Consider the following 23,040-nt stretch of genomic DNA (forward strand, 5'->3'; position numbering starts at 1 on the left):
CAGTGAGCCTGTGGAGCCACCCCACGTTTTAAGTGGTGCTGTTGTAGTACTAGTATCCATTGCGAAATGGCTCCAGTGGCCTGTAGAGACGATGAAAATTCAACAGTGATTATGTATTGCTGAGTTTTATGTGGTAGAGTGATCTTCCCTCTGAGGGAGGGGGTTATGCACTCTGCTTCTGGGCGATATGCCTGAGATTACTGGCGAGAACCCCGAGACCCAGCCACCGCTCCATCCCGTCCTGCCCGTGATAGCGGCATTTGCTCCATCCGTAGTCGCGTCTCAGGCTCGCAATCCGCCCCTCGATACCCGCGCGGAAGCGATAGCCGCGCCGGAAACCGCGCGTGCGTTCTAACGCCTGCCGTTCCTCCGACACCTTGCCCATTGCCGGAATAGCGATCCGCTTGACGCCCGCCGCCCGCAGACGTTCCTCTGTGTCTGCCGAGTGGACCCCACGGTCGCCAGTGACGAGATGGGGGGGCCGGGCAAACACCTCCCGATGGTGGACCACAGCGTCGATAGCCTGTCCATGCTCTTCCGGGTGTTCCAGGATCTCGTAGCGCGTCACGATGCCTCCCTCGACCTCATCGAGCATGACCTGTCGTCCGAACTCGACCAGGGCTCCGCCCTTGTGCCGCGGAATGGCACGGGTGTGCGGCTCAAACAGGCTCAGCACCTTCTCGCCCGCGGGCACCTTTTTGTTCTCCAGCATGCGCTTACGGGTTTGGGTGATGACCCGCTCCACCAGGGGCAGGACCTGTTTAGCCTGGCGTGCCAGCAGTTGTGCAGATTGCTGGGTCTCCTTGCTCAGCACGCGTACGACCTTTCTGGCCTGCTGCACCATCTGCTCGGTGGTTTCCACCAACTTCTGATACAGTTTCTTCTGCTCGGCTTCCTTGTCTTCCCCTTTGCGCCGCAGTTGCCGGTGCAACGTCTGAGCGGTGCACCGGGCGGTGCGCATTCGGGAACGGCAGAGTTGTTGGATATTCTTGACTGGCGCTTGGATCAGCGGTCTGGCCCGCTGCACCATTCGAGAGAGCACGCGCACACTGTCCACCAACAACCCGCTGTCTGTGGGGTGATGAATGGTGGTCTGCAGGCACGTCGCATCCAGCCGCAGCTTGCGCCCTTTGGTCACCCTGGCCTGCGCCGCCAGCTCCACCACACGATCGTTCGGGGCATGGATCGTTTCCGGTCACAGCGTCTGTTCCCAGCACCACACCGTACTGGCATCGGGAACGGTATGGAAGGCGACCCGACAGAACCAGCGCAGGACCAAGCTATCTTTGACGCGCCCTTCCAGTTCTTTATCGAACCGGCCCGTAAAACCCCTGGCTTGAGCCATGGGGATACAAGGGCCGTTCCTTTTGGGAATGGTCTAGGTGGCGGAGGAGCGGAGGAACGCGAGGGCTTGACAACAAAGCGAGGCTTTTGTATACTGCTTCTTGAAATTCTGTTCTATGTCTGTAAACAGGTCTCAGCACTGAAGTGAGCAGGAATGCCGCGAGAGGAGGGGGCGCATGGAAGACGCGAATGACACACCAGGACCGCAACCAGACGAGGCGCCAGTGCGTGTCAAAGCCTATGTCTATCGCTTGTATCCCACGCGCAAACAAGAAAGCACCCTCCTGTGGACCCTTCGTCGCTGTAAAGAGCTCTACAACGCGAGCCTGGAAGAACGCACCGCCGCCTACAAGATGGCTGACGTCTCGGTCTCCTATGGCATGCAGGCCGACCAATTGCCTCAGGTGAAGCAAGAACGCCTCGAATATCAGGAGATTCATTCCCAGGTGCAACAGGATGTGCTCCGACGTCTCGACAAAGCCATGCGTGCCTTCTTCCGTCGCGTCGCTGAGGGGCAAACCCCAGGCTACCCAAGGTACAAATCCAATACTCGCTATCGTTCCTTCACGTATCCGCAGAGCGGGTATACCATCATTGGCGCCCTCACTCCCCATGACAACAAGGGCAAGAAAACCTGTCGGTTGAAGCTTTCGAAGATCGGGCATCTCAAGATGGTGATGCATCGACCCATCAAAGGCAGCATCAAGGCCTGCACCATTAAACATGATGGCGACCAGTGGTATGCGGTCTTCAGCGTGGAGCAGGCCATCCATTCCACGCCGGTCCATCCCTCCAGCAAGACGGTGGGTGTGGATGTGGGCATCACCTCCTATGCCACGCTTTCTACAGGCGAGCAGATCGCCAACCCTCGCATCTACCGTTCGACCGAGCAGCAGATCAAAGAGGCGCATCGCAAGCTGTCTCGGCGCAAGCGAGGCAGTCATCGACGCAACCGAGCCAAGCGCGCCTTGACGCGGCTCTATCGCAAGGTGCGCCATCGGCGGCAGGACTTCCTGCATCAAACGTCGCGTCGACTGGTCAATCAGTATGAGACCCTGGTGTTTGAGGCGTTGCAGATCCCCAATATGACGGCAAGGCCCAAGCCCAAGAAGGAGGAGATCCCTATAACGACAGAGGGAAGCGAAGGTAGCACGACAGCGGCGGCGGTGCCGCACTATTTGCCCAATGGAGCAGCCGCCAAGAGCGGCCTGAACAAGAGCATCATGGACGCGGCCTGGGGTCGTTTCATCACGCTGTGTGCCTGCAAAGCGGAAGAGGCTGGCGGCATGGTGATGAAGGTGGCGCCCCAGCAGACGAGCCAGGTGTGTAGTGGCTGCGGGGTTCTGGTCCCCAAAGATCTCTCGGTGCGATGGCATTCCTGCTCCACGTGTGGGGCTGAGCTCGATCGCGATGAGAACGCCGCGCTCAACGTTCTGCGCCGCTATGAGCTGCAAGGAGCCCTTCCTGTTCGCAAGAAAGGCAAACCCACCAGGAAGGTGGGTCGGGGCGGGAAGCGTCCCACAGCGACTGGCGCTCTCTGAGGAGGGAGACAGCCACTGTCGAAGCCCCCGCCTTTAGGCGTGGGGTACTTCACAGCTCCACTGATACAGGTGCTTGAGGATGAGCATCCGCAAGAGCACTTCCACCGGCGTCGAGTGTCGCCCGTGAACCAACATAGATTGATACCGTTGGCCGAAGTCCGCCCGCACCTGGTGATACAACTCGTCATCATCAAGCAGCACGTTCAGGCGAGAGAGCACAGGATCGATCTCTGCTGCCAACTCGGGCACCTGCGCAAATACATCTTCTCGCGCGTAGCAGTCCATTAACATGAGCGTTTACCTCTGGCGCTGGCGAAACTCTGGCCGCAGTCGTCCCTCGCTGCTTTTCGCCCTCTCACTCGCCCGTTCCACTCGGTTTGCGAGTTCTTCCAGCACAGCAGGAGACACCTGACTGGCTGCCCGGCTCACGAGGCTCTCGAGGGGCGCTGGCCGCATTTCCAGCCGACAAAACCAACGCAGCACCAAGCTGTCTTCCACTTGCTCGACCGTTTCCTGCTCACTCCAGGTATACAGATACTTGACGAGCAACAGACGCAGCAGCACTTCTCCCGATATAGCATCCTCCCCCAGCCCGTCCAATCTTGCGCACACCTGGCGAGCAAGCGGATATGCGTCCAAAACCGCATCCAGTTCGCTGAGCACCGGGTCGGTCTCGACTGCCTGAGCCGCTATCTTGGCAAATATCCGTTCCATTCGGGATAGTTTTCTTTTCATGGCTCTTTCCTCCTCTCCAATTCTACCACTGAGCAGGGAAATATCCCAGTTCAACGCAGGCATGAGTGACTTACTCTGGCTTCTCCCTCCTTCCGGGCTGGTTCCTCTCTTTCCGGCCAGAGGAGCCTATCCATCGCTCAGTCACGTTTCGAGAAGGCTGATTAGCCCAAGAAGCGGCTCTACAGGCTGCATTTCGCAAGGGATACTAGTACTAGTTTGCGGTGCGAAATGGAGCCACTGAAGCGGCTTGAGAGCAGAAAGAGCGAAGAAAGAGCGTGGTAGAATGAACAAGAGGGGCTTATCAGGCAGAGAAAGGAAGGGCCATGCTCATCGATTGCTACCAACCAGAAGATGTGTTTGCCCGCGTGCCCGAGGTGGCAGCCCAAACCGATCCTGTCCTCAAGCAGTTGGATGGGTTGCTCGACGATGATGACCTCTATCAGCACGTCCGTGGAGATCTGGGGAAGCGCTATCGCTGGACGCTGGTGCATGGGCGGCATTCGACGCCGGTGGAAGTGATCTTGCGCATGCTCATCTGCAAACACTTGTATCAGTGGAGCTTTCAAGAAACGGAGGAACGCGTCAAGGACAGCCTGGTGCTGCGCTGGTTTTGCCGCGTCTATTTTGAGCGAGTCCCTGATGATACCACGCTCATTCGCTGGGCCCACACCATCCGCCCAGAGACGGTGCATACCCTCAATGACCGCGTGGTGCATCTGGCGAGGCAGGCCAAGGTCACCAGCGGACGCAAACTGCGCCTTGATGCCACCTGTGTGCAGACCAACATTCATCATCCCACCGACAGTGGCTTGCTCGTGGACGGCGTGAGGGCGCTTTCCCGCTTCGTGCAGCGGGCCAAACCGCTGGTGGAGGGCACGCTCACGTCGGTAAAGCAAGCCTGCCGGAGCCGAGTGCGCTCAGCGCGTCGTGCTGCGCAGTCGTTGCATCGGCTGTTGCGGCGCAAAGGGGAGCAGAAAGAGGAGCAACAACGAGCGCTCTACCACAAGTTGATCACGACCACCCAGCAAATGGTCAAGCAGGCCAAGCAGGTTGCCGCGAACCTGAGCTGCCAGGCGGAGGCACCAGCCCAGCGACTGCTTCTTTCAGCTCAGCAGGTGCTCCCGCTTATCGAACGGGTCATCACGCAAGCCCACGTCCGAGTGCTGGAAGGCAAGAAGGTGGCTGCCAGCGAGAAAGTCCTCAGCCTCTTCGAACCGCATACCCGTGCTATCCCTCGCCACAAAGGTGGGGCCCTGGTGGAGTTCGGTCGGCACGTGGTGCTCGACGAGGTAGAGGGGGGCATCGTCACGCGCTTTGAGATCTGTGCGGCTCCTCATGAGCATGGACAGGCTGATGAAGCACTTGCCCATCATCAGCCCCTCTTTGCGCACCCTCCGCGCTGGTTGGTCGGCGATCGCGGGGTTCACGCTGCAGGGACGCGTGAGCGAGCGCAAGCCGCAGGGGTCAAGGTGGTGGCGATCCCTGCGGAGGGCAAGCGCTCGCAGGAGCAACGAGCCCAAGAACACACACGAGCCTTCAAACGAGCCTACCGCTGGCGTGCGGGGATCGAGGGGCGCATTCACAGCCTGCGCCGCGATTATGGGTTGCGCAGATGTGCCTATCACGGGGAAGACGGGATGCAACGTTGGATCGGTCTGGGCATCATCTCCAGTAACCTGCGCCATATTGCCCAGGCCACGGTCGCCTAGGGCTCATCCAGAGAGAACCTCATCCATGATACCGAGAGCAATGGCTCTCAACGCCCTTCTCATGCGCTTCTCTCCATTTCGCACCGCAAACTAGTACTAGTCGTATGTGGCGCGTCCAATGGATCGTTTTGGGAAAGTGGTACAGGTTGAGATTGCCGTTTTGGGCCAGACCCGAAACATAGGAAATTGGCGCGAAACGTAGAAATCGGCCAGGAAGACGCTGGGAAAACCGCTCTCCATCTGGTATACTTCTTCTAGAAAGTGTAAATGACGTTTTTTGTCGTAAGACAGGCAACGCCTGGTTCGCCGATGAGGACCGGCGATCCCTGCCGTCCCACCAGGCGTGACCTGGATCGAAGGAGGCACTGATGTCAAACGCATCATCGATGCCTGAACCCAAAGTCCTGCTGGACGGGCTCGCCTATGTCGAATCGCCTCGCTGGCACGAGGGCCGACTATGGTTCGCCCACTGGGGGACGGGCGAGATCGTCGCGGTCGACCTCGACGGCAACAGCGAAGTCACCGGCCACGGACCTGCTGGCCTCGGCTGGTCCATCGACTGGCTACCCGATGGCCGCCTGCTGGTCACGGGCAAGGAGCTTGTGCGCAGGGAGCCGGACGGGTCGATGGTCCGGCACGCCGACCTCAGCGGGATCGCCGATTTCTGGAACGAGATCGTCGTGGATGGCCGGGGCAACATCTACCTCAACAGCATCAATTTCGAGTTCCTCAGAGGGGCTTCGCCCACGTCCGGCATCATCGCGCTGGTCACTCCGGACGGCTTGGCTCGCCAAGTCGCGGCTGATTTGGCCTTTCCCAATGGCATGGTGATCACGCCAGATAACTCGACACTGATTATCTCCGAGTCCTTCACTGGGCGACTCATCGCATTCGACATCGAAGCCGACGGTAGCCTGTCCAACCGGCGGGTGTGGGCTGAGGGTCTTGGCCCTGACGGCATCTGCATGGACGCCGAAGGCGCTATCTGGGTCCAGACAGCGGACACCCGTTCACACACCGGCTGTGATGATGCACCAGAGGGTGCGGTTGTGCGGGTCCGCGAGGGTGGCGAAGTGCTGCAGCGCATCGAGCACGACCGCGCGATCTTCGCTGCCATGCTCGGCGGCTCGGACCGCAAGACGTTGTTCCTGCTGGCGGCCCAGTGGCGCGGCATCGAGCAGGTCAACGAAGCGGTCGCGGCTCGGACCGGGCAGGTGCTGGTCAGCCAAGCACCAGTACCCGGCGCCGGATGGCCGTGACACAGGCCCAGGCTGCCCTGTCCGACAGAGCCACTCGCCAAGTACGTGAACCGGTTCGCCAATTTACCAGAAGGTTCTCCGGTTCCCACTTTTCCGAGTAGCTAGCTCTCAGTTGCCTCCCTCAAAAATGAGGATCGCTGAGCACTTTGTTGCATATCACTCTGGTCTGTGTCAGGGTGTTGTGTGTATGCACCACGTCTCACTATTTCCTCGCGCACAATATCGACCTCGGGGGGAGCTGTGATCCCAATCTTGACCCTTCCCTCATTCACCTCAAGCACTTTTACGTGAATAGTACCAGAGAGGATAATGCTCTCCCCTTCCTTGCGTCGTATGACTAGTACACCGAGGCTCAAATCCTTTTGGAGTTGAAGACCTGTTGTACGATCTCCAGAAGGCAGCGGTTGGCTGCCTTTCGCCTGCTACATGTCCTCAGGCACATCCCAAACGTACACTGTTCTCTCAGAGACGGAAGCGATCGCGACGCCGGACGCGGCATGGCGGTGACGCTGGGCCGCCTGTGCACCTGCCCGATCCTGCACTACAAATTCGTGCTGCTCGGCCACAACACCATTCGCGGCGCAGCCAGCGGTTCGGTCCTCAGCGCGGAACTCTGCGTGAGTAAGGGATATATTCGCTAAAAGTTGTGATGCCAGGCATCACAACTTTTAGCGAAAGAAACGCCCGTAACGATCCTGTGACGGTATGTGTGCTATGCTATTCACAATCTTCATAGCACAATTGGTGCCCGCCCTTCGTTTTAAAGACTGAAACTACAATAGCGAGGATCGTGTATGAGCCGACCTGGTATCCTGTCAGAGAGCAAACAGCAGAGTATTTTCAAATTCAACCAGAAAATGGCACGCGGGCTGGCCTGGGCCGCCTGGAGCATTTCGATGCTTTTGATTCTCTCGGCCACCGTCATCTGGTTTCTGGACGGCGGAAATCTGCGGCAGGGCGGCCATATTATTCTCACCGGCATTGCCTTTGCCTGCTTCGGCACTGTTGGCGCTCTTATTATCTCGCAGCGGCCAGATAACACCATTGGCTGGATCTTTTGCAGTGTGGGTATAGGCACGGGTATTACTGATTTCAGCGGGGCCTATTCGACATACAGCACTATACATGGACACGTGCTGCTGCCAGGCTCAGGCATATTTAACTGGCTGGGAGATACCTGCTGGCCGCTCAACTGGAGCCTCATGCTTGTCTTTTTGCCACTGCTCTTTCCCAATGGCCACCCGCTCACACGACGCTGGCGGATTGTTGGCTGGCTGGCCGCTATCATGACCTCTCTTGCTGTCCTTATAAACCAGGTGGCTTATATCGGCGGAGCGCTCTCTGGAGACGCGAATTTCACCACGTTCTGGGTGAACCAGGGGAGTATTCTCAATATTCTGCAATTGCCTCTTACCATCGCAGCATTTGTTTCGCTCATCCTGCGCTTCATTCGCGCAAGGGAACGCGAGCGCCAGCAAATCAAGTGGTTAGCCTATGGTGTTATCATCTTGGTCGTGCTGGTCATCGGCACCATTCTTTTTCTAAACGATAATAGCCCTTTGAGCCAGTACCTGTTTGACATAGCTATCATGTGTCTCCCGCTGAGCATTGGGATCTCGATTCTGTGCGCTCAGCTCTATGACATCGACCGCCTGATCAGCCGTACCCTGATCTATCTGTTGCTCTCGGCCCTGTTGGTGCTGACCTACCTGGCGCTGGTCTTTGGGCTCCAGTTCACTCTCCAAGGAATTACCCAGAATTCGCCGGTGCCGATTGTCGTTTCGACACTGACCGTCGCGGCGCTTTTCCAATCCCTCCGTCGCGCCATCCAGCAGGTGATCGACCGCAGCTTCTATCGCCGCAAGTATAACGCGGAAAAAGTGCTGACCAGGTTCGGGGCCACTCTCCATAACGAAATCGACTTGACTCAGTTGAGCCAGTACTTGCTAGCGGTAGTGCAGGAGACCATGCAGCCGGAGCATGTCTCGCTCTGGCTCTGCGCAAAGAGTCAACCTGAGCAGGAGAAAGCTGTTTGACCCTGCTTGAATAAAACGTCCAATGCGCTTATACTAGCATCCTCATGAAGTGCTGTTCAATTCTTAAAGAGGTATTTATGGCTCAACTACCCCTCACCATTCGCCGGGCTGGACCGTCTGATTCCAGGAGCCTGAGGCAATATGCTTCCCATCGGGCGACCACGTGACCGCAATGACCCGGTCGGCGTGTCCCGAGTACGTCAAGACGTGACTGGCATTCGCCACCGTCCAGATTTGGACAGTGAGATCCCAGGAAGCTGAGGCGATATACTGGCTATCGGGAGACCAGGCCACCGCAAAGACACCATCCGCATGCCCTTGATACCTACAAGCAGGTTCTCTCGACATGGAAGGAGAAGTCATGGTCGTTATCCTTTTTAAACGGTCAACGCCTTGCCCAGATAGGTCCACTGGAACGGCTTGGCCATTGTCCGGTTGTAATACTCAATAAACGCCAGTACCTTGGTCTGCAAATCGTCTATGGATGTGAAGGAGCCCCGTTTGAGCAGTTTGCGCACCAGAATAGACAACCAGATTTCGATTTGATTCATCCAGGAGCTATGTTTTGGGGTGTAATGGAAGACGACACTGTGCGTTGGATCAGTCAGAAACGCGGCCCGGCTCGCCATGGAGGCGAGTATCCCGCTCTTCCCTTTGGCCCCCAGTTCTTCCTGCAGGCCATCACGTGTGGCGACCCACTCGACCAACGAGGTGGACTGATGGGTGTTCAAACAGTCACAGACGATGTGCCACCGCTTGACCTCGGACGAAGTGGCAACCAGCGCCTGAACATGGGCCAGGAAATCCGCTTCGGTCCGGGTAGGTCCGCAGGCGGGAGCTACGACCTGGCCGGTCACGACGTTACGGCTCAGGATGAACGAGCGCGTGCCGTGGCGCACATACTCAAATTCTCGCCGCTCGACCTTTCCAGGAGCCAAAGGCGGTTCTGACGCAAAGTTGGTGGTAAGCTCTTCAAAATCAAGGTGGATATTTCGCAGATTTCCCTGATTGGGAAGAGAAACCAGCACAACCTTGTTATTGAGAGTGATATGGATTTTTTGTTACCCTCCTGCTCTGGCTTGAAGCTGATCTCCATGGAAATCACTGGCAAGCAACTCGTTGTCCTGGTTACCAGCTCGAATCCAATGGCTCGCTGCCCCTTGTGTCAGACGGCTTCACGGCAGGTTCATTGTTATTACACCCGCGTCATCACCGATCTGTGTTGGGCCGATTTCGGGGTGCAACTCGTCTTGCGCGTGCGCCGTTTTGTCTGCTCAAACAGTATCTGTCCCCGGCGCACCTTTGCCGAACGGCTTGGCGAGCAAATCAAAGCCTACGCCCGACGAACGAAGCGCTGCGAAAACCAGTTACAAACGATTGGACTCATGCTGGGAGGCGCATGCTGGCGCACGTTTGGCAAGGGTGCTGGGGATGTCCGTGAGTTCCGATACGCTTCTGCGGCTCGTTCGAACGCTTGAGGTGCCTCAGCGAGCCATCCCAGAAGCCCTTGGCATTGATGATTTTGCGCTGCGCAAAGGGCAGAAATATGGCACGGTTTTGGTCGACCTCGAACAACGGCATCTCGTTGATCTGTTACCTGACAGAGAAAAAGCGACAGTAAAGGCTTGGCTCAAGGCCCATCCAGGCGTGAAGCTGATCAGCCGTGACCGGAGCGGAAGCTATGCTCAGGCAGCACGAGAGGCGGCCCCTCTCGCTACCCAGGTTGCTGATCGGTTTCACCTTTCACAGAATTTGGGTGAGACACTCGAACGCATTCTGCGTCGAGAGTACCCCCTGATTGAACAGATTTTCGGTGGGCCAGCTCAAAGAGCGCGGTCAGTTGAGCCCTCGCTTCCGCTTCTTCGGCACGAAGCAGATAAGCACGTGAGTCAGCAACGAAGGATGACGGTCTATGAGCGAGTCATCTCCCTTTCCGAACAAGGGTACAATCAAAGCAACATTGCCACTGAGCTACGGATGAGCCGCAAGAAGGTGCGACGACTTCTCCAGGGGCCACCCCATCCACCAGTGTACAAATCTCGTCCAACGAAGCTCATGCCCTACACCTCTTACCTCCAGCATCGTTTTGCCGAGGAGGGATGCGACAATTCTTTACAGTTGTATCGGGAAATCCGGGAGCAAGGCTATAATGGTTGTCGCTCAGTCTTCACCAACTATGTGACCCAATTACGTCAGCAAGCAGGGATGCCAGCCAGGACGGGCAGGAAGCAAAGCAGGCAACCCAAACCCCTCAAAGCTTCCATCCCGGCACCAGGTCCGCTCCGTTGGTGTTTCCTGTTGCCTGGAGAACGCCTGAACGAGAAACAACGAGCACAACTGGCTCAACTCTGTCAGGATGAGGGTGGGTTTGTCTTGCTCCATCGACTGACCCAAGCCTTTGTTCACTTGCTTCATGAGCAGACTGATGCAGGACTGACAGAATGGTACAAAGAGGTGCAAAGGAGCAAGATTCCAGAGTTGATCAGTTTTGCCAAGGGATTACAACGAGATGAGGCCGCTGTTCGAGCAGGATTGAGATTGCAGTGGAGCCAAGGGCCCGTAGAAGGCGCCATCAATAAGCTGAAGCTGATCAAACGTAGCATGTATGGACGAGCCAATTTTGATCTGCTTCGCATACGTGTGCTCTGTGCTGCGTAATCACCAGGAAAATCCTTGCGGTATTGAGTTGCTTCGTCCCTTTTCCGACGTTGTCAGCGCCGGTGAAAATCCGAGCCGGTTTAGGCGCGTTTTGCCTCAATGGCTGAGCGAGTGTAGCACGCTTCTCACGCGGTATCAAGGCCGCTTCGCTTCCCCTTGACGCCGCGTGAGAAGCGTGCTCAGAAAAAAGATGCGCCATTGAAGCGAAAAAAAATGATCATTTCTTTCGCCCTCGAAAAGCAGCCATTCCGGTTCTAAATCGGCTCAGAATTACGTCGGCGTTAATAACGTCATTCGAGCAACGCTGTGCTCCTCTTGAAGAGCTTACCACCAACTTTGCGTCAGAACCCGTTTTCGTTCCATTCATACTCAGAGGCCTATTTGCGCTCCTCGCTCTTTAGGGGTTTGACCCCAAAGCACGACGAGCCTAATTATCTCGTAATTGATCTGTGCGGTATCTTTGAGCAGTGGATGGATCTGTTGCCAATCATTCGTAGGCTCTCTACGTTTATATCGACGTTTCGGCACAAGAACCCCTCTCAGTGCTCTACCAGCACCAGGGGCACTTCCGACGAGAAACGACAACTCTCCATGCTTGTAGTGTACTCAAATCTCTTTGCTCTGTGCAATAATTTTATCGCAAGCATTACTAACGGTATGTGCAAACCATGTCTTGATCAAGTTTCCAAGGGATGCCCCTGATCGTCATGAAGCAACACCAGTGCCCGACAGCCCAGGATCACTCCCAGGCGTCCGATCAGTCCACGAGGAATGAGTATCTCGCTGTAGACGGGCTTGCGATGTCCATCGATGTAGCATGTGAGAGACTGAGGTTTCTCAGGATTTTCAGCTTCTGGATGCCAGAGATTGGTCGTCCATCGAGCAAGAGCATCCGTCAGGCTTTCTGCACCACCCGCGCCGACTACTTGCGACAAAAAGGCTTCAGTGTAGCGATAGCCATAGGCCCGCTTGCGCCCGGTGAGGAGCGCCAAACCATCGCCGGTGTAGCTGCGTAGATCCCAGGTGCGATGGAGCCCATCAGCGCTCAGAAACAACAGCGTCAGCAGGAGTCTTTGGCGGACCACTGTTGAACTGCCCACTAATGGAGGACGAGAAGAGGTCATTTCCGTTGGCAATGCATGCTCCAAGTGCGCCAGTAGCCCGGTTTCGTTTGCTGTGGCTAATAACAGTAAGCCTCCCGCACCTTCACCGTATCCTGGTTCAACCGAGATCTGTTTGGGCTTTTTTTTCTCGCGGTATCAGCCTGCGAGTCAATCCCAGGCTGGCTCTGACGCGATTGAGTTGACTGACGCTAATGGAAAGACCGAAGCGCTCTTGCATCAGGCGTTGCACCACAGGGCTGGAGACACAAGGGTTGCTCTGGCAGGACTCGATCAGAAAGGTGAGGATTTCCCCACGCAGTTTGACCGGGTGACCATGCCGTCCATCGATCAATGCCTGTTCTCCTCCTTCACGCTGTACCCGCTTGAGCAAGCGATAGACCGTCGTCCGATGCATGGAAACCACACTGCTCACTCTTGCATCTTGGACTGAGGCTCCCTGCTCAATCTGCCTGACCAGCTCGCGCCGGGCCGCCTGACGAAGCTCAGGGGTCACTGTTATCGGCATTGTGCTCGCTCCTTCTCTTTTGGTAGACCTCAGGTGAGCAGAGGTGATGCGGTGCAATACGGCTCTCTTCCGGGTTCGCCCCTCATCACTCGCGCCTCACCAAGGCTAGCCCTTGACCCCTGTGCAGACGCCCGCGCCAACGGTGCGGCCACCTTCGCGGATGACGAAGTTCACACCCTCTTCCATGGCCACCGGCTGCATCAACTCCACGGTTACCTCGATATCCTCCCCTGGCCTCACCATCTCCACGCCCTCCGGCAGCCTGATCGCTCCCGTCACGTCCGTCGTGCGAATGTAGAACTGTAGACGATCGCCGTTGAAGAACGGAGCGTGACGCCCTCCCTTTTCCTTCGACAACAGAGACATCTGCGCCTTGAAGGTCTTGTACGGCTTGATCGATCCTGGCCTGGCCAGCACCTGGCCCCGCTCGACATCTTCGCGCTCTACTCCTCGTAGCAGACAGCCCACGTTGTCCCCAGTTCTTCCCTGATCCAGCATCTTCCGAAACATCTCCACCCCGGCAACGACAACCGTGCGTGTCTTCTTCATCCCGACGATTTCTACCTGTTCACCTACTTTGATGGTGCCCTGTTCAATGCGCCCGGTGACAATGGTTCCGCGGCCCTTGATCCCAAACACATCCTCTACCGCCATCAGGAACGGCTTATCCGTTGCTTGAAGCGAGAGGGGAGGCAGCGAATTTCTTGCTAGTTGAGTCAGCGGAAGTGGCAGAGCTCCTGCTATCTGTGTGGGCGGCAACGGTTGAGCAGCTAGATGGTGAAGACGTTGCAGTTCCTGCTTGACTTCGGCCATGCTGGCTGGCCTTTTCTCGACGTCCATGTCCACCATTCGCGCAATCAGCGTGCCCAGGTCAGCAGGAGTGCCTGCACCGAAGAGCGAGGCGAAGCGGAATGGGGACAGTGAAGGATCATGGCCGGAAAGCAAGTGGTGCAAAGTTGCCCCCAGGCTGTAAACATCAGACTGTGGTGTCGTCTGCGCTTTACCGTACTGCTCGGGGGCCGCATACCCCGCTGAGCCATAGGCAACGGTGTCTTTGGCCTGCCCGGCTTTGAAGTGACGGGCGATGCCAAAATCAATGAGGAACAGGTCCCCCTCTGGAGTGCGCATGACGTTGGCAGGCTTGAGGTCACGGAAGATGATGGGAGGCTGATGGCTGTGCAAGTAATCCAGGACAGTAGCCAGTTGGAGACCGATGTCGAGCACCTCCTCTCGCAGGAGTTTGCCCCCAACTTTGACCCGGTGCTCTTCCAACGTTTCGCCTGCGATGAAATCCATCACCAGATAGTACCGCCCAGCATCGGCAAAATGATCATAGATGCGTGGCAGGTGGCGGTGGAACAGACCGGCGAGCATGAGCGCCTCGCGCTTGAAGGCTGCGGCAGCTTCAGCGACCTCTTGCGGGTCCAGTCCCTTCTGGCTCATCTCCTTGACCGCCACCAGCCGGTCCCCCAACTGGGTATCTGCCGCTCGGTAGACGGCTCCCATCCCACCCTGGCCCAGTCGGCTCAGGATCAGATAGCGCTGCTTGAGTAGAGAGTGGGCAGGGAGCAGCCCGGTCAGAGAAGGAGAGCCGGGAGTCGATCCTGCCAGGACTGTGGGTGCGGCAGAAGAGACAACTGGTGTGGCTTGCACCGTGGGGGGAAGCGAAGAAGCAACGGGCATCGTCTGACCACAGGCCATGCAAAATCGGGCCTGTGGACGGTTGCCGGCACCACAGGCATCACAGTAGATGGCGGAAGACTGCATAGACCGACCTCCTGAAAGGAGAGCATACACGTCAGCGGAAGAGCCACTCGCGCGAGAACGGTGCGCCAGATGTTCCTTCCCGCTGATTTCCGACTTGTGTCAATGATGTGCTGCGCTTAAGTCTACCACTGCTAGACGTTGCTGTCTAGATGCGCTCTTTTTGCTTTCTACCGTAACTCCCTGGTAAAGGGCATTGAAAATGACAAATATACCTATTCATTGGGGTGTTGAAGTATCTGCTGATCAAAAGGCATATTTTGCAGAGCTATTACATAAACTTGCCGTAATAATTGATCCTGGAGATAGTTTGAGAGAAGTTCGCATTATTGCTGATAATGTTCTGCCCTTAGAGGTCCAATTATGGGTGGGAAAGCCCTATCAACCCGGACCTCATCTCCCAACCGGTGTTGCAGTTCCGGTTGAGCAAGGAAACGCTGTTGCAAGCAAGGTTTTTATTCGCAAAGTCTTCTTTGGTAGGTCAGAGACTCTAGAGGGGCAGCTCGAACAGTTATCTACCCTCTTTGAAGAACTTTATCATTGCCGACTTTATCATCAAACTTGGCGGCGTCGTGGGTACATTAATTCCCGTTCTACCGATCCCTACTCCCGCGATCTGTTTGCAGTAAGCGGACAAGTACATGATGAGTATGCAGTTGCGCGACAGAAAAATATATTTTTCGGAGAGCGAATCAGCTTGCACGACGAGCAAGGACAAGCTATTCCGTTTTTTTATTGAATATGGTTCCTCATTAGCGGAGCTTCTCGACCAAGCTCTGGGACAATTAGGGGATTTTTGCATAACCCCCCGAAACGGTGCACTCTAATAGCTTCGCATGGCGCATCCGCGCTCCTTTCCAGGCAGAGTACAGAGACGCCACAGAGCATCAAGAAACACCGCTTTTTGCTGTGCTTGGTCCAACCAAAATGGAAGTCCTAATGGTACCAAGTTTGCTGCTCAGAGTCGTTTTAGCCTGTGCTACAATGCTTCTACATGAGCAGGAGGATGAAACAGCGTGTATGGCATCATCTGTCTTTACCCAACAGAATACGCTTGAAAAAATTTCCGGCATTGTCAAACGGATCACCTTTCATAGTGTGGAGACCGGCTGGACCGTCCTGAAAATCAGCCCGTTTGACAGACCGCAGGAGGAAGTGGCGGTCACGCTGCATCAGTCCAAAGTGTTCGCTGGCGCGACAATGGACTTTTACGGCAACTGGACCCACCACCAAAAGTTTGGTGACCAATTCAAAGCGGTAAGAGTGGTGGAGAAAAAACCGGCCACAGCCAATGCCTTGCAAAAATACTTGGGCTCTGGACTCATTAAAGGGGTAGGCCCTGCTACGGCAAAAGCCATTGTCACGTATTTTGGCAAAGAGACCCTGGAGGTCTTTGATACCCAGATAGAACGCTTAGATGAGGTGCCCAACATTGGCACCAAAAAGCTGGAGATGATTGCGCGCGCTTGGGAAGAGCACAAAGATATTAAAGACGTGATGCTCTTTCTGCAACAGTACGATATCAGCACGCTGTTCGCGACCAAGATTTATAAAACCTATGGCAAAGAGGCGATTGCCATTGTCTCAGAAAACCCCTATAAACTGGCAGAAGATATTTATGGCATTGGTTTTTTCTCGGCGGACACTATTGCCCGGAACATGGGCTTGGGTGAAGAGTCAGACCAGCGCATTCAGGCGGCCATTGACCATGTGCTGGATAATAGCCGGGAAGAAGGTCATTGCTATTTAACCCGCGAGCAGATTGTCAAAGCGGTCAATGATCTGTTGTCGCTCTCACTTGACAGCCGAACAGAAGCACTGCTTGCCACCTTGGTCGCTGAAAACAAAGTCAAGATGCGGGTCCTGTCGCAGACACCTGGCGCGCTAGCGCAGGAGGCATTACCAATCACCTGCTACTATGCACCCTCCATTTATTTTGATGAAACATACATTGCCAAAAAAGTGAAAGACCTGGCAAAAAAGACCATCCCTGTGGAGGAGGATCGGGTGAGCAGGTGGATCACGCGGTTCTGCGAACACCAAGCCATTGCCCTCAGTGAGGAACAGCAACGGTCCATCACAGGCATGGTCCAGCAGGGCTTCTCGCTGCTCACTGGTGGTCCCGGAGTAGGAAAAACCACCACCACACGAGTGCTGGTCAGGCTGCTGCTCGCAATGAAAAAGCAGGTGCTTCTGGCAGCACCGACCGGACGAGCTGCCCAGCGTATGACAGAAGTCATTGGGCAAGAGGCCAAAACTATTCACCGCTTGTTGGAGTGGCAACCTGCAATCGGCGGCTTTAAGAAAAATGAGCAAGACCCGCTGGCTACCGATGTGCTCATTATTGATGAGTCCTCGATGCTGGATGTCCACCTGGCAGCGGCCTTGCTGCGGGCTGTCTCCCCTCTCACACAGGTGCTCCTTATTGGCGACCCTGACCAGTTGCCCGCTGTTGGCGCAGGCAATGTATTTCACGATCTGATCCAGTCACAGACCGTGGTCTGTTTCAGATTGACCAAAATCTTCCGGCAGGCAGAGCAGTCCTCGATTATCCGCTCTGCCCATGAGATCAACAAAGGGGTGATGCCCCGGATTGTCTCACCTCTTGAGAAGCGCGATGCCTGGAAGCAGATTGATTGCCTCTTCCTTGATTCAGAAGAAGCTACCCAGGAACAACTGCATTTTATTAAGCGTGTCAAAACGCTGATAACCAGAGGGAATGGGGCATCAGGTGCTCCTGGTACTGCCAACAACGCTGACAAGGATGCGAATGGTCCCAATAGCATTCCTACCCTCAAGGCAGACAACCAGGACGAACACGTCTCTGACGAGGAATACCTGTTTGTCATTCCTGACAAATTCCGGCATGTTGATATTGCAACCTTAGCGGCTACCACTACCCACATCGAGGAGCTAGAGGCAGTGCTCAAAAAGATCCCCCATCACTCCACCTTGCACTATGGGATGAATGCCTCAGAGACCATTACCAGGTTGTATAGCCACACCATTCCCCAATATCTTGGCAAAGGCGCGGAAATCCAAATTCTTTCTCCCATGACAAAGGGCAGCCTGGGAACCATTGCCCTCAACAAACGCATGCAGGAGGCTGTCAATCCTCCTCGCCCTGGGATTGCGCAGCTGCGCTTGGGCGAGCGGATCTTTCGGGTGGGAGATAGAATTATCCAGAAGCGCAATAATTATGACTTGCAAGTGTTTAATGGCGATATCGGTATGATCACAGCTATTGACAATGAAGACATACAGATGACGGTGGCCTTTCCCCTCGGCGGTGAGACCAAATCCGTCACCTTTGCCAAAGAAGCCCTCTCAGAAATCGAGCTGGCGTATGCAATCACGATCCATAAAAGTCAGGGCAGTGAATTTCCCGCAGTGATTCTCCCTATCACGACCCAGCACTTTACCATGCTCTTTCGCAACCTCATCTACACAGGACTCACCAGAGGCAAACAGTTAGTGATATTTGTGGGGAGCAGAAAAGCGTTGGCACTGGCTGTCCGGAACAACCAGACCATTGTTAGGCAGACGGCACTTCAGCAGTTGCTGATCGAATCCCCAGGGAAACATACAAAAGCTCACACTTGAGTGAACGGAGCCCAGAAAGGGCTCCGTTCCTATTCCAACTTTTGGTTCCTACTATTCACAAACCCCTAGTAGCTACAAACGCTTTCCATGAAAGAGGTTATAGAACTTCCTTGGCGCTTTTTAAATTCGTTGTATGCTGAAATCATCCAGATTAAATTAGAAAGGGGGTGAAGGCGGTGCGGAAAAAACAGAAACGCCGTCAACCCCGGCGTGTTACCCTTCTTGAGAAGGTACGAGATGTGCTATTGGATAAGGATTTGCTGAAGTTGGCGCTGCAGGTAATCCTTGTTTTGCTTAACACTCCTCGTTAGCTAGGGCTAACGGCTTAAGTTCTGACCCTAGTATAGCAGATAGTGAGAAGGCTCGGTGATCCGGGCCCTTCTCACATTGTACTGAGAGGGAGATACTGGGGGCGCGACATTTTCACCCCGCTAAATTCCGCTAAGAGGCTTTGGAGAGAGGATGTCACCAGATTTTTTACTCTAAGGCCCAACTGGTAGTAAGTGCGAAGAGTTGACAGATTTTAGGGCGAAGAGTGAGCAATCGGCACGAAGAGTGATCAGCTCATCTATTACTGATGAGCAACATGGCTTTACAAGCAGATTTACAACTTTCAATAGTGTAAATTCATGAGCAAAAATTGCTTGGATTGTGAGCTTCTGCTGCCCTGTTCCGACCTGTTTTTGGACTGAAACAGGCGCGTCTCGCTGGGTTTCATGCTACTATAGCCCACTCATAGCAGGCAAAAACAGGAAAATTCGCACGCGAATTTACAGAAACGATTGAGAACGATCCACATCTCAAGCGACTTCCCTCGTCGCCAATAGTTGAGCTGCTCACTCTTCGCGCCGATTGCTCACTCTTCGCCCTAAAACCTGATCACTCGTCACCTTATTTACCAGTACTTCGCCCACTATTGGGTGGTTTTGTTCTTCCCTTTTTGGCGGGTTTTTCAGTACACTAGAAGCAGGTCGTGTGGTTCTCATGTGATGCCTCCCTACCCCCCCAGTATTCCTCACGACCAACAAGCACGTGAGGACTGCATGGCCTTATTATGATGATCCGCTGCCCGCGTCTGCACTCATCCGAGCCCAGCCTCGCGCGCGCGAATGATGGCCTGGACGCGGTCAGCGACCTGGAGTTTGTTGAAGACGTTGGAAAGGTGGTTTCGTACCGTTTTCAGGCTGAGCACCAGACGCTGTGCAATCTCGGCGTTGTTGAGTCCCTGAGCGAGCAGGCTCAGGATTTCGCGCTCACGCTCGGTCAATTCAGGAAATGCCTGGGGTGGCGTTGTCGAGGCTTTGGTGGGAGTAAAGTAGCGAATCAGGCGTTTGGCGATCACAGGACTGAAGATGGCTTCGCCGCGACTGACGGCCTGAATAGCCCGCATAGTTTCGTCCTGGTCGGCTCCTTTGAGCAGATAGCCGCGCGCACCAGCACGCATGGCGGCAAAGACCGAGTCGTCATCTTCATACATGGTCACGACTAGGACGCCGGTGTGCGGACTGGTATGCAGGATACGGCGTGTGGCCTCGATGCCGTTAGTTCCGGGCATGTTAATATCCATCAAGATCACATCTGGTTGCAAAGTAGCGGCCTTGGCGATGGTTTCCTCGCCGGTGGCGGCCTCGCCCAGCACTTCGGTCTCAGTTCTTGATTGTAACAGGGTGCGCAGTCCATCGCGAAAGAGTGGATGGTCGTCTGCGATCAGGACACGAATCGGTTCCATCGATTACTCCTCTCGTTCAGTCGCCTTCGGCAGCGGGAGTTGAACGTGTAGACGCGTTCCCCCGGAAGGTCTCGCCTCAATCTCGCAGATGCCAGCAAGCTCCGCTACCCGTTCGCGGATGGAGGTCAGGCCAACGCCCGCACGCTGCCCTGTCGGGATGCCCCGGCCATCATCACACACCTCTATGTCCAAGCCCAGGTTGAGGGCAAGACGAATGATACAGGTGCGTGCCTGGGCATGACGGACCACGTTGGTCATCGCTTCCTGCACGATGCGGTAGGTCGCGACTTCGACGGCGGCAGGCAGTGGCGGGAGCGGCTCCGGCGCATCGAGCGTTATGCGCAATCCATCTTGCAGATACTGCTCGGCCTGCTCACGCAGCGCCTGGACCAACCCAAGCTCATCCAGGGAGGGGGGACGGAGCGCATAGACGAGGCGGCGAATGTCAGTCAGGGATGCCTGCGTCTGTTTCTTGAGATCGATGAGCAGGGCATCGGCGGCAGCGGGGTCGCGTGTAAGCAAATTGCGTGCTGCATCGAGTTTGAGCGTCATGCTAGCCAGGGCCGGTCCCAGGCCATCATGCAGATCGCGGCGCAGGCGGCGGCGCTCTTCCTCACGGGCAGTCACCAGGCGTTCGCGGGACTGTTGTAAATCGGCGGTGAGCCGTACCGCGTGAGCGGCGATTCCCACCTGGCGGGCAAGGTCAGCGAGCAGGCGCTGATCCGCTGGAGTCAAGGATTCACCACGAGTGCGTGGGGCGAGCACCAATTCACCGACAGGCTCGCTTTGATACAATAACGGCAGATGGAGGAAGGTGTCTGGGCTATGGAGCACGGCATCCCCTCTCCCCTTTGGGGAAACATAGGAGGCGGCAATAGGAAACTCCTCGTCTTGCTTCAAGGCGACAGCCGCGTAGGGAAGCTTGAGCGCTTGGGCTATGGTCTCTACAATGACGGCAAGGACTGCATCAGGAGCGAGCGTGACTTCCAGACGCTGTCCCAGTTGGGAGATGACGCTGTAAGGTTCATCGCGTTGCCCAAAGAGCAGCCGGTTCACAGCGCGCTGGAGCAGTTCTCTCAGCGGTTGGAAGAGTACTGCAACCAGGCCGGTGGCTAGCAAAGAAATCAGGAGGTTGCTGCCGGTGTGAAAGATCGCACCGAGGTAGCCAACGACCAAAACGTAGAAACCGACCACACAAGCGGTGAGGATACCATAGACCAGCGTGCGCTTGATAATGAGGTCGATATCCCAGAGGCGATAGCGCAAAATAGCCAGACTCAGGGACACAACGGTGGAAAGGGTCAGGATGAACGTGGCAATCAGCGTCCAGAGAGTGAAGTAGGGAGAGTCAGGCTGACGCAAGAGTGGGAAGAGGAGTGCAGGAAGCAAGAGCCCGAAAGCAAGAAGCCCGGTCAGCAACAAGCCAAAGATGACCCATTTGGTTTGCTGACGTTCCACCGAAGTGGAAACCCGTCGATAACGGTAGATCTGGGCTCCTACCAAGCAGAGCAAACAGCTGATCCAAAAGAAATTACTGAGGATAAGCACGAGAGCGGGAGGAGAGAAAGGGAGGATGAAGATCACTCCAATGATGAGCTGGGCGAGCACGAGCCAGCGGAGGAAACCGGGAACAAACCGCCCGGAGGGAAAGAGAGAGAAGAGCAGCGGAAGGGCGATTGCCCCCAGATAATTTGAGATGCCAGCCACCGGCACAGCCAGGGCCGAACCAAGCCAGGGGCGAAGGACTGAGGTGTCTGCGGTGGAGTCGCTCGTCGCTAAGAACACCAGCAGGACAGCAGCCAGGAGCGCCATCCAGGTGTCAGATCTACGGAAGAGGAGGAGAGCTGCGAGCGCCACGCACAGAAAGGTGGCGATGACGACGAAGGTGACGACCAGGACAGCATAGGTGTGCAAGGAGAGACCGAAGACGGACAGGGAGTGTGTGGCACTCGCAGAAAGCTGACCAAAACTACAGGAGGCAGCGGGACAGGTGGTGTGCAAATGTGCAAAGTACGTGGGAAGTGTGACGACAAACAATGCAAGCGCCAGCGTATCCACTACAATGCATGTCATGCGTGTGAGCAGGAGCAAGCCCGAATGCTGGCGCAGATCGCCTCGTGATGCAGATCCGACCGTTTCAGATGTTGCTGTCGGAGGAACGTTCATGCCCCCACACTCCACAGAACTTTTTGTTCGACGCATCAAAGGAATTGCCTCTTTTCATATTACCACATATACGCTGGCTTCTCATGATGAGAAGCGCCAAGGGGGAGCGTACCCCTCGAGAGAAATGGCGCCTGATGCCCCACCATGAGCTTGCGTGGGGCATCGAGAAACCAGCGGGACGTTCGAGCCAGTTTTGCATTAGACACGAATGCTGTTTGGGGGGCTGACCGGAGAGAGAGTGGTCGCCTCCTGACTCCGCTCTGTCAGAAGCGAGGAACCCAACCACGCGAGTGCAATAAAGGTCAGTGCTGTGGTAATACTGCTCATATAGGGGAGCGGGACAAAGTTCGCGGCAAAGCTCACGACTGCGGCGACCAGGAGCAAGATGGCCGCTGCACGTGAAAGGATACCTGCGCGTAGCGTCGCGATCCCAAAGAGAAGTGCGCCGATCAGGTTCAGGAGTCCGGCCACGGGGAAGAAAATGTTCAGAGCCGAAGGTCCATCTGCCAACCTGGGAGCATTCTGAGTCAGCCAGGGAAAAATGAAAATGTACAGCGTACTCGTGCCGATACCGAGCAGAAGCGCTGACAAGAAGAACAAGATGAAGCCAACGAGTCCGATGACTCCAGCGTTGTGAGCCTGACGCGTGTACAGACCTGGGAGACTTAAGAGGAAGAACATTTCCCCGATCAGGACGGCCAAACCTGCGGGAATCCAGAGAGGACTGAGCAGGTTATCGTTGGAGAATCCCTGAATGATGGTGCCGAGAGTGGCAAGTAATCCACCAACGAGCAGGCCAATGCCGCTGAGCCGATACAGTGTTGAAGATGACATAGTTCATACCTTTCTTGCAGGAACAGCCTGCGA

At 55.7% G+C, this 23,040-nt stretch carries 18 protein-coding genes and 4 pseudogenes; 9 read left to right on the forward strand and 13 right to left on the reverse strand.

Translation table 11 applies throughout. The features are described 5' to 3' along the window. Positions 1 to 163: 163 nt before the first annotated feature. Positions 164 to 1,309, reverse strand: a pseudogene (locus KRAC_RS38495) (ISNCY family transposase); the annotation flags it as partial. 211 nt (positions 1,310 to 1,520) lie between these two features. Between KRAC_RS38495 and KRAC_RS38505 the strand changes: the two are divergent. Continuing rightward, positions 1,521 to 2,885 carry an RNA-guided endonuclease InsQ/TnpB family protein gene (locus tag KRAC_RS38505; RefSeq protein WP_157507569.1) on the forward strand — a complete coding sequence of 455 codons (1,365 nt, stop codon included), beginning with the start codon at positions 1,521 to 1,523 and terminating at the stop codon, positions 2,883 to 2,885. 54 nt (positions 2,886 to 2,939) lie between these two features. On the opposite strand, the pseudogene KRAC_RS38510 reads toward KRAC_RS38505, so the two are convergent. Continuing rightward, a pseudogene (locus tag KRAC_RS38510) lies at positions 2,940 to 3,176 on the reverse strand (transposase); the annotation flags it as partial. A 6-nt stretch (positions 3,177 to 3,182) separates the two neighbouring features. After that, entirely contained in the window at positions 3,183 to 3,620 is a 438-nt protein-coding gene (locus KRAC_RS38515; protein ID WP_007916743.1) for a transposase, read from the reverse strand. A gap of 323 nt (positions 3,621 to 3,943) precedes the next feature. On the opposite strand from KRAC_RS38515, the gene KRAC_RS38520 reads away from it, so the two are divergent. Both KRAC_RS38520 and KRAC_RS38525 read left to right on the forward strand, forming a co-directional pair. Then, on the forward strand, positions 3,944 to 5,329 hold the full coding sequence (locus KRAC_RS38520) for an ISNCY-like element ISKra7 family transposase (RefSeq protein ID WP_007916744.1): 1,386 nt from the start codon (positions 3,944 to 3,946) through the stop codon (positions 5,327 to 5,329). Between the two features lie 368 nt (positions 5,330 to 5,697). Then, the gene (locus KRAC_RS38525) at positions 5,698 to 6,588 is read left to right on the forward strand and encodes an SMP-30/gluconolactonase/LRE family protein (protein ID WP_007916745.1); all 891 of its coding nucleotides are present in this window, start codon (positions 5,698 to 5,700) and stop codon (positions 6,586 to 6,588) included. A gap of 101 nt (positions 6,589 to 6,689) precedes the next feature. On the opposite strand, the gene KRAC_RS38530 is transcribed toward KRAC_RS38525, so the two are convergent. Then, positions 6,690 to 6,944 carry a carbon storage regulator gene (locus KRAC_RS38530; RefSeq protein WP_007916746.1) on the reverse strand — a complete coding sequence of 85 codons (255 nt, stop codon included), beginning with the start codon at positions 6,942 to 6,944 and terminating at the stop codon, positions 6,690 to 6,692. Between the two features lie 6 nt (positions 6,945 to 6,950). On the opposite strand from KRAC_RS38530, the gene KRAC_RS74850 reads away from it, so the two are divergent. Together KRAC_RS74850 and KRAC_RS38540 are read left to right on the forward strand one after the other, a co-directional pair. Beyond that, positions 6,951 to 7,229: a hypothetical protein gene (locus tag KRAC_RS74850; protein ID WP_211221390.1), complete on the forward strand. Its 279-nt coding sequence runs from the start codon at positions 6,951 to 6,953 to the stop codon at positions 7,227 to 7,229. 153 nt (positions 7,230 to 7,382) lie between these two features. Next, entirely contained in the window at positions 7,383 to 8,624 is a 1,242-nt protein-coding gene (locus KRAC_RS38540; protein WP_007916747.1) for a hypothetical protein, read from the forward strand. Between the two features lie 93 nt (positions 8,625 to 8,717). Here KRAC_RS38540 and KRAC_RS38545 read toward each other — a convergent pair whose 3' ends face one another. Together KRAC_RS38545 and KRAC_RS38550 are read right to left on the reverse strand one after the other, a co-directional pair. Further along, entirely contained in the window at positions 8,718 to 8,987 is a 270-nt protein-coding gene (locus tag KRAC_RS38545) for a WD40 repeat domain-containing protein (RefSeq protein WP_007916749.1), read from the reverse strand. A 14-nt stretch (positions 8,988 to 9,001) separates the two neighbouring features. Then, positions 9,002 to 9,652, reverse strand: coding sequence for a transposase (locus KRAC_RS38550; RefSeq protein ID WP_007916751.1), 651 nt, complete (start codon positions 9,650 to 9,652; stop codon positions 9,002 to 9,004). A 21-nt stretch (positions 9,653 to 9,673) separates the two neighbouring features. Here KRAC_RS38550 and KRAC_RS72180 point away from each other — a divergent pair, with 21 nt between their 5' ends. Both KRAC_RS72180 and KRAC_RS38560 read left to right on the forward strand, forming a co-directional pair. After that, positions 9,674 to 10,102, forward strand: a complete 429-nt coding sequence (locus KRAC_RS72180; RefSeq protein ID WP_052568911.1) for a transposase family protein — start codon at positions 9,674 to 9,676, stop codon at positions 10,100 to 10,102. Beyond that, the gene (locus KRAC_RS38560; protein ID WP_083815006.1) at positions 10,056 to 11,282 is read left to right on the forward strand and encodes an ISL3 family transposase; all 1,227 of its coding nucleotides are present in this window, start codon (positions 10,056 to 10,058) and stop codon (positions 11,280 to 11,282) included. Before KRAC_RS72180 ends, KRAC_RS38560 begins: the two co-directional genes overlap by 47 nt. 677 nt (positions 11,283 to 11,959) lie before the next feature. On the opposite strand, the gene KRAC_RS38565 is transcribed toward KRAC_RS38560, so the two are convergent. From KRAC_RS38565 to KRAC_RS76805, 4 genes and pseudogenes are all read right to left on the reverse strand, one after another. Then, entirely contained in the window at positions 11,960 to 12,418 is a 459-nt protein-coding gene (locus KRAC_RS38565) for a hypothetical protein (protein ID WP_007916753.1), read from the reverse strand. Positions 12,419 to 12,503: 85 nt separating this feature from the next. Beyond that, positions 12,504 to 12,911: a helix-turn-helix domain-containing protein gene (locus KRAC_RS38570; RefSeq protein WP_007916755.1), complete on the reverse strand. Its 408-nt coding sequence runs from the start codon at positions 12,909 to 12,911 to the stop codon at positions 12,504 to 12,506. A gap of 105 nt (positions 12,912 to 13,016) precedes the next feature. Continuing rightward, positions 13,017 to 13,589: pseudogene (locus KRAC_RS76800) on the reverse strand (EF-Tu C-terminal domain-related protein); the annotation flags it as partial. 255 nt (positions 13,590 to 13,844) lie between these two features. Further along, positions 13,845 to 14,678, reverse strand: a pseudogene (locus tag KRAC_RS76805) (serine/threonine-protein kinase); the annotation flags it as partial. A gap of 199 nt (positions 14,679 to 14,877) precedes the next feature. On the opposite strand from KRAC_RS76805, the gene KRAC_RS38580 reads away from it, so the two are divergent. After that, entirely contained in the window at positions 14,878 to 15,414 is a 537-nt protein-coding gene (locus KRAC_RS38580) for a hypothetical protein (protein ID WP_007916761.1), read from the forward strand. A 281-nt stretch (positions 15,415 to 15,695) separates the two neighbouring features. Beyond that, positions 15,696 to 18,278 carry an SF1B family DNA helicase RecD2 gene (recD2, locus tag KRAC_RS38585; RefSeq protein WP_040446668.1) on the forward strand — a complete coding sequence of 861 codons (2,583 nt, stop codon included), beginning with the start codon at positions 15,696 to 15,698 and terminating at the stop codon, positions 18,276 to 18,278. 1,081 nt (positions 18,279 to 19,359) lie between these two features. Here the strand turns inward: recD2 and KRAC_RS38590 are convergent. The 3 genes from KRAC_RS38590 to KRAC_RS38600 all read right to left on the reverse strand — a co-directional run bounded on the left by KRAC_RS38590 (position 19,360) and on the right by KRAC_RS38600 (position 23,007). Further along, positions 19,360 to 20,007: a response regulator gene (locus tag KRAC_RS38590; RefSeq protein WP_007916766.1), complete on the reverse strand. Its 648-nt coding sequence runs from the start codon at positions 20,005 to 20,007 to the stop codon at positions 19,360 to 19,362. A 3-nt stretch (positions 20,008 to 20,010) separates the two neighbouring features. After that, positions 20,011 to 22,209 (reverse strand): sensor histidine kinase, encoded by a 2,199-nt coding sequence (locus KRAC_RS38595; RefSeq protein ID WP_083815007.1) that lies wholly within the window; start codon positions 22,207 to 22,209, stop codon positions 20,011 to 20,013. Between the two features lie 162 nt (positions 22,210 to 22,371). After that, the gene (locus KRAC_RS38600; RefSeq protein WP_007916771.1) at positions 22,372 to 23,007 is read right to left on the reverse strand and encodes a hypothetical protein; all 636 of its coding nucleotides are present in this window, start codon (positions 23,005 to 23,007) and stop codon (positions 22,372 to 22,374) included. Between the last annotated feature and the right edge of the window lie 33 nt (positions 23,008 to 23,040).

The sequence above is a fragment of the Ktedonobacter racemifer DSM 44963 genome (genome assembly GCF_000178855.1).
GTDB classification, from domain to species: domain Bacteria; phylum Chloroflexota; class Ktedonobacteria; order Ktedonobacterales; family Ktedonobacteraceae; genus Ktedonobacter; species Ktedonobacter racemifer.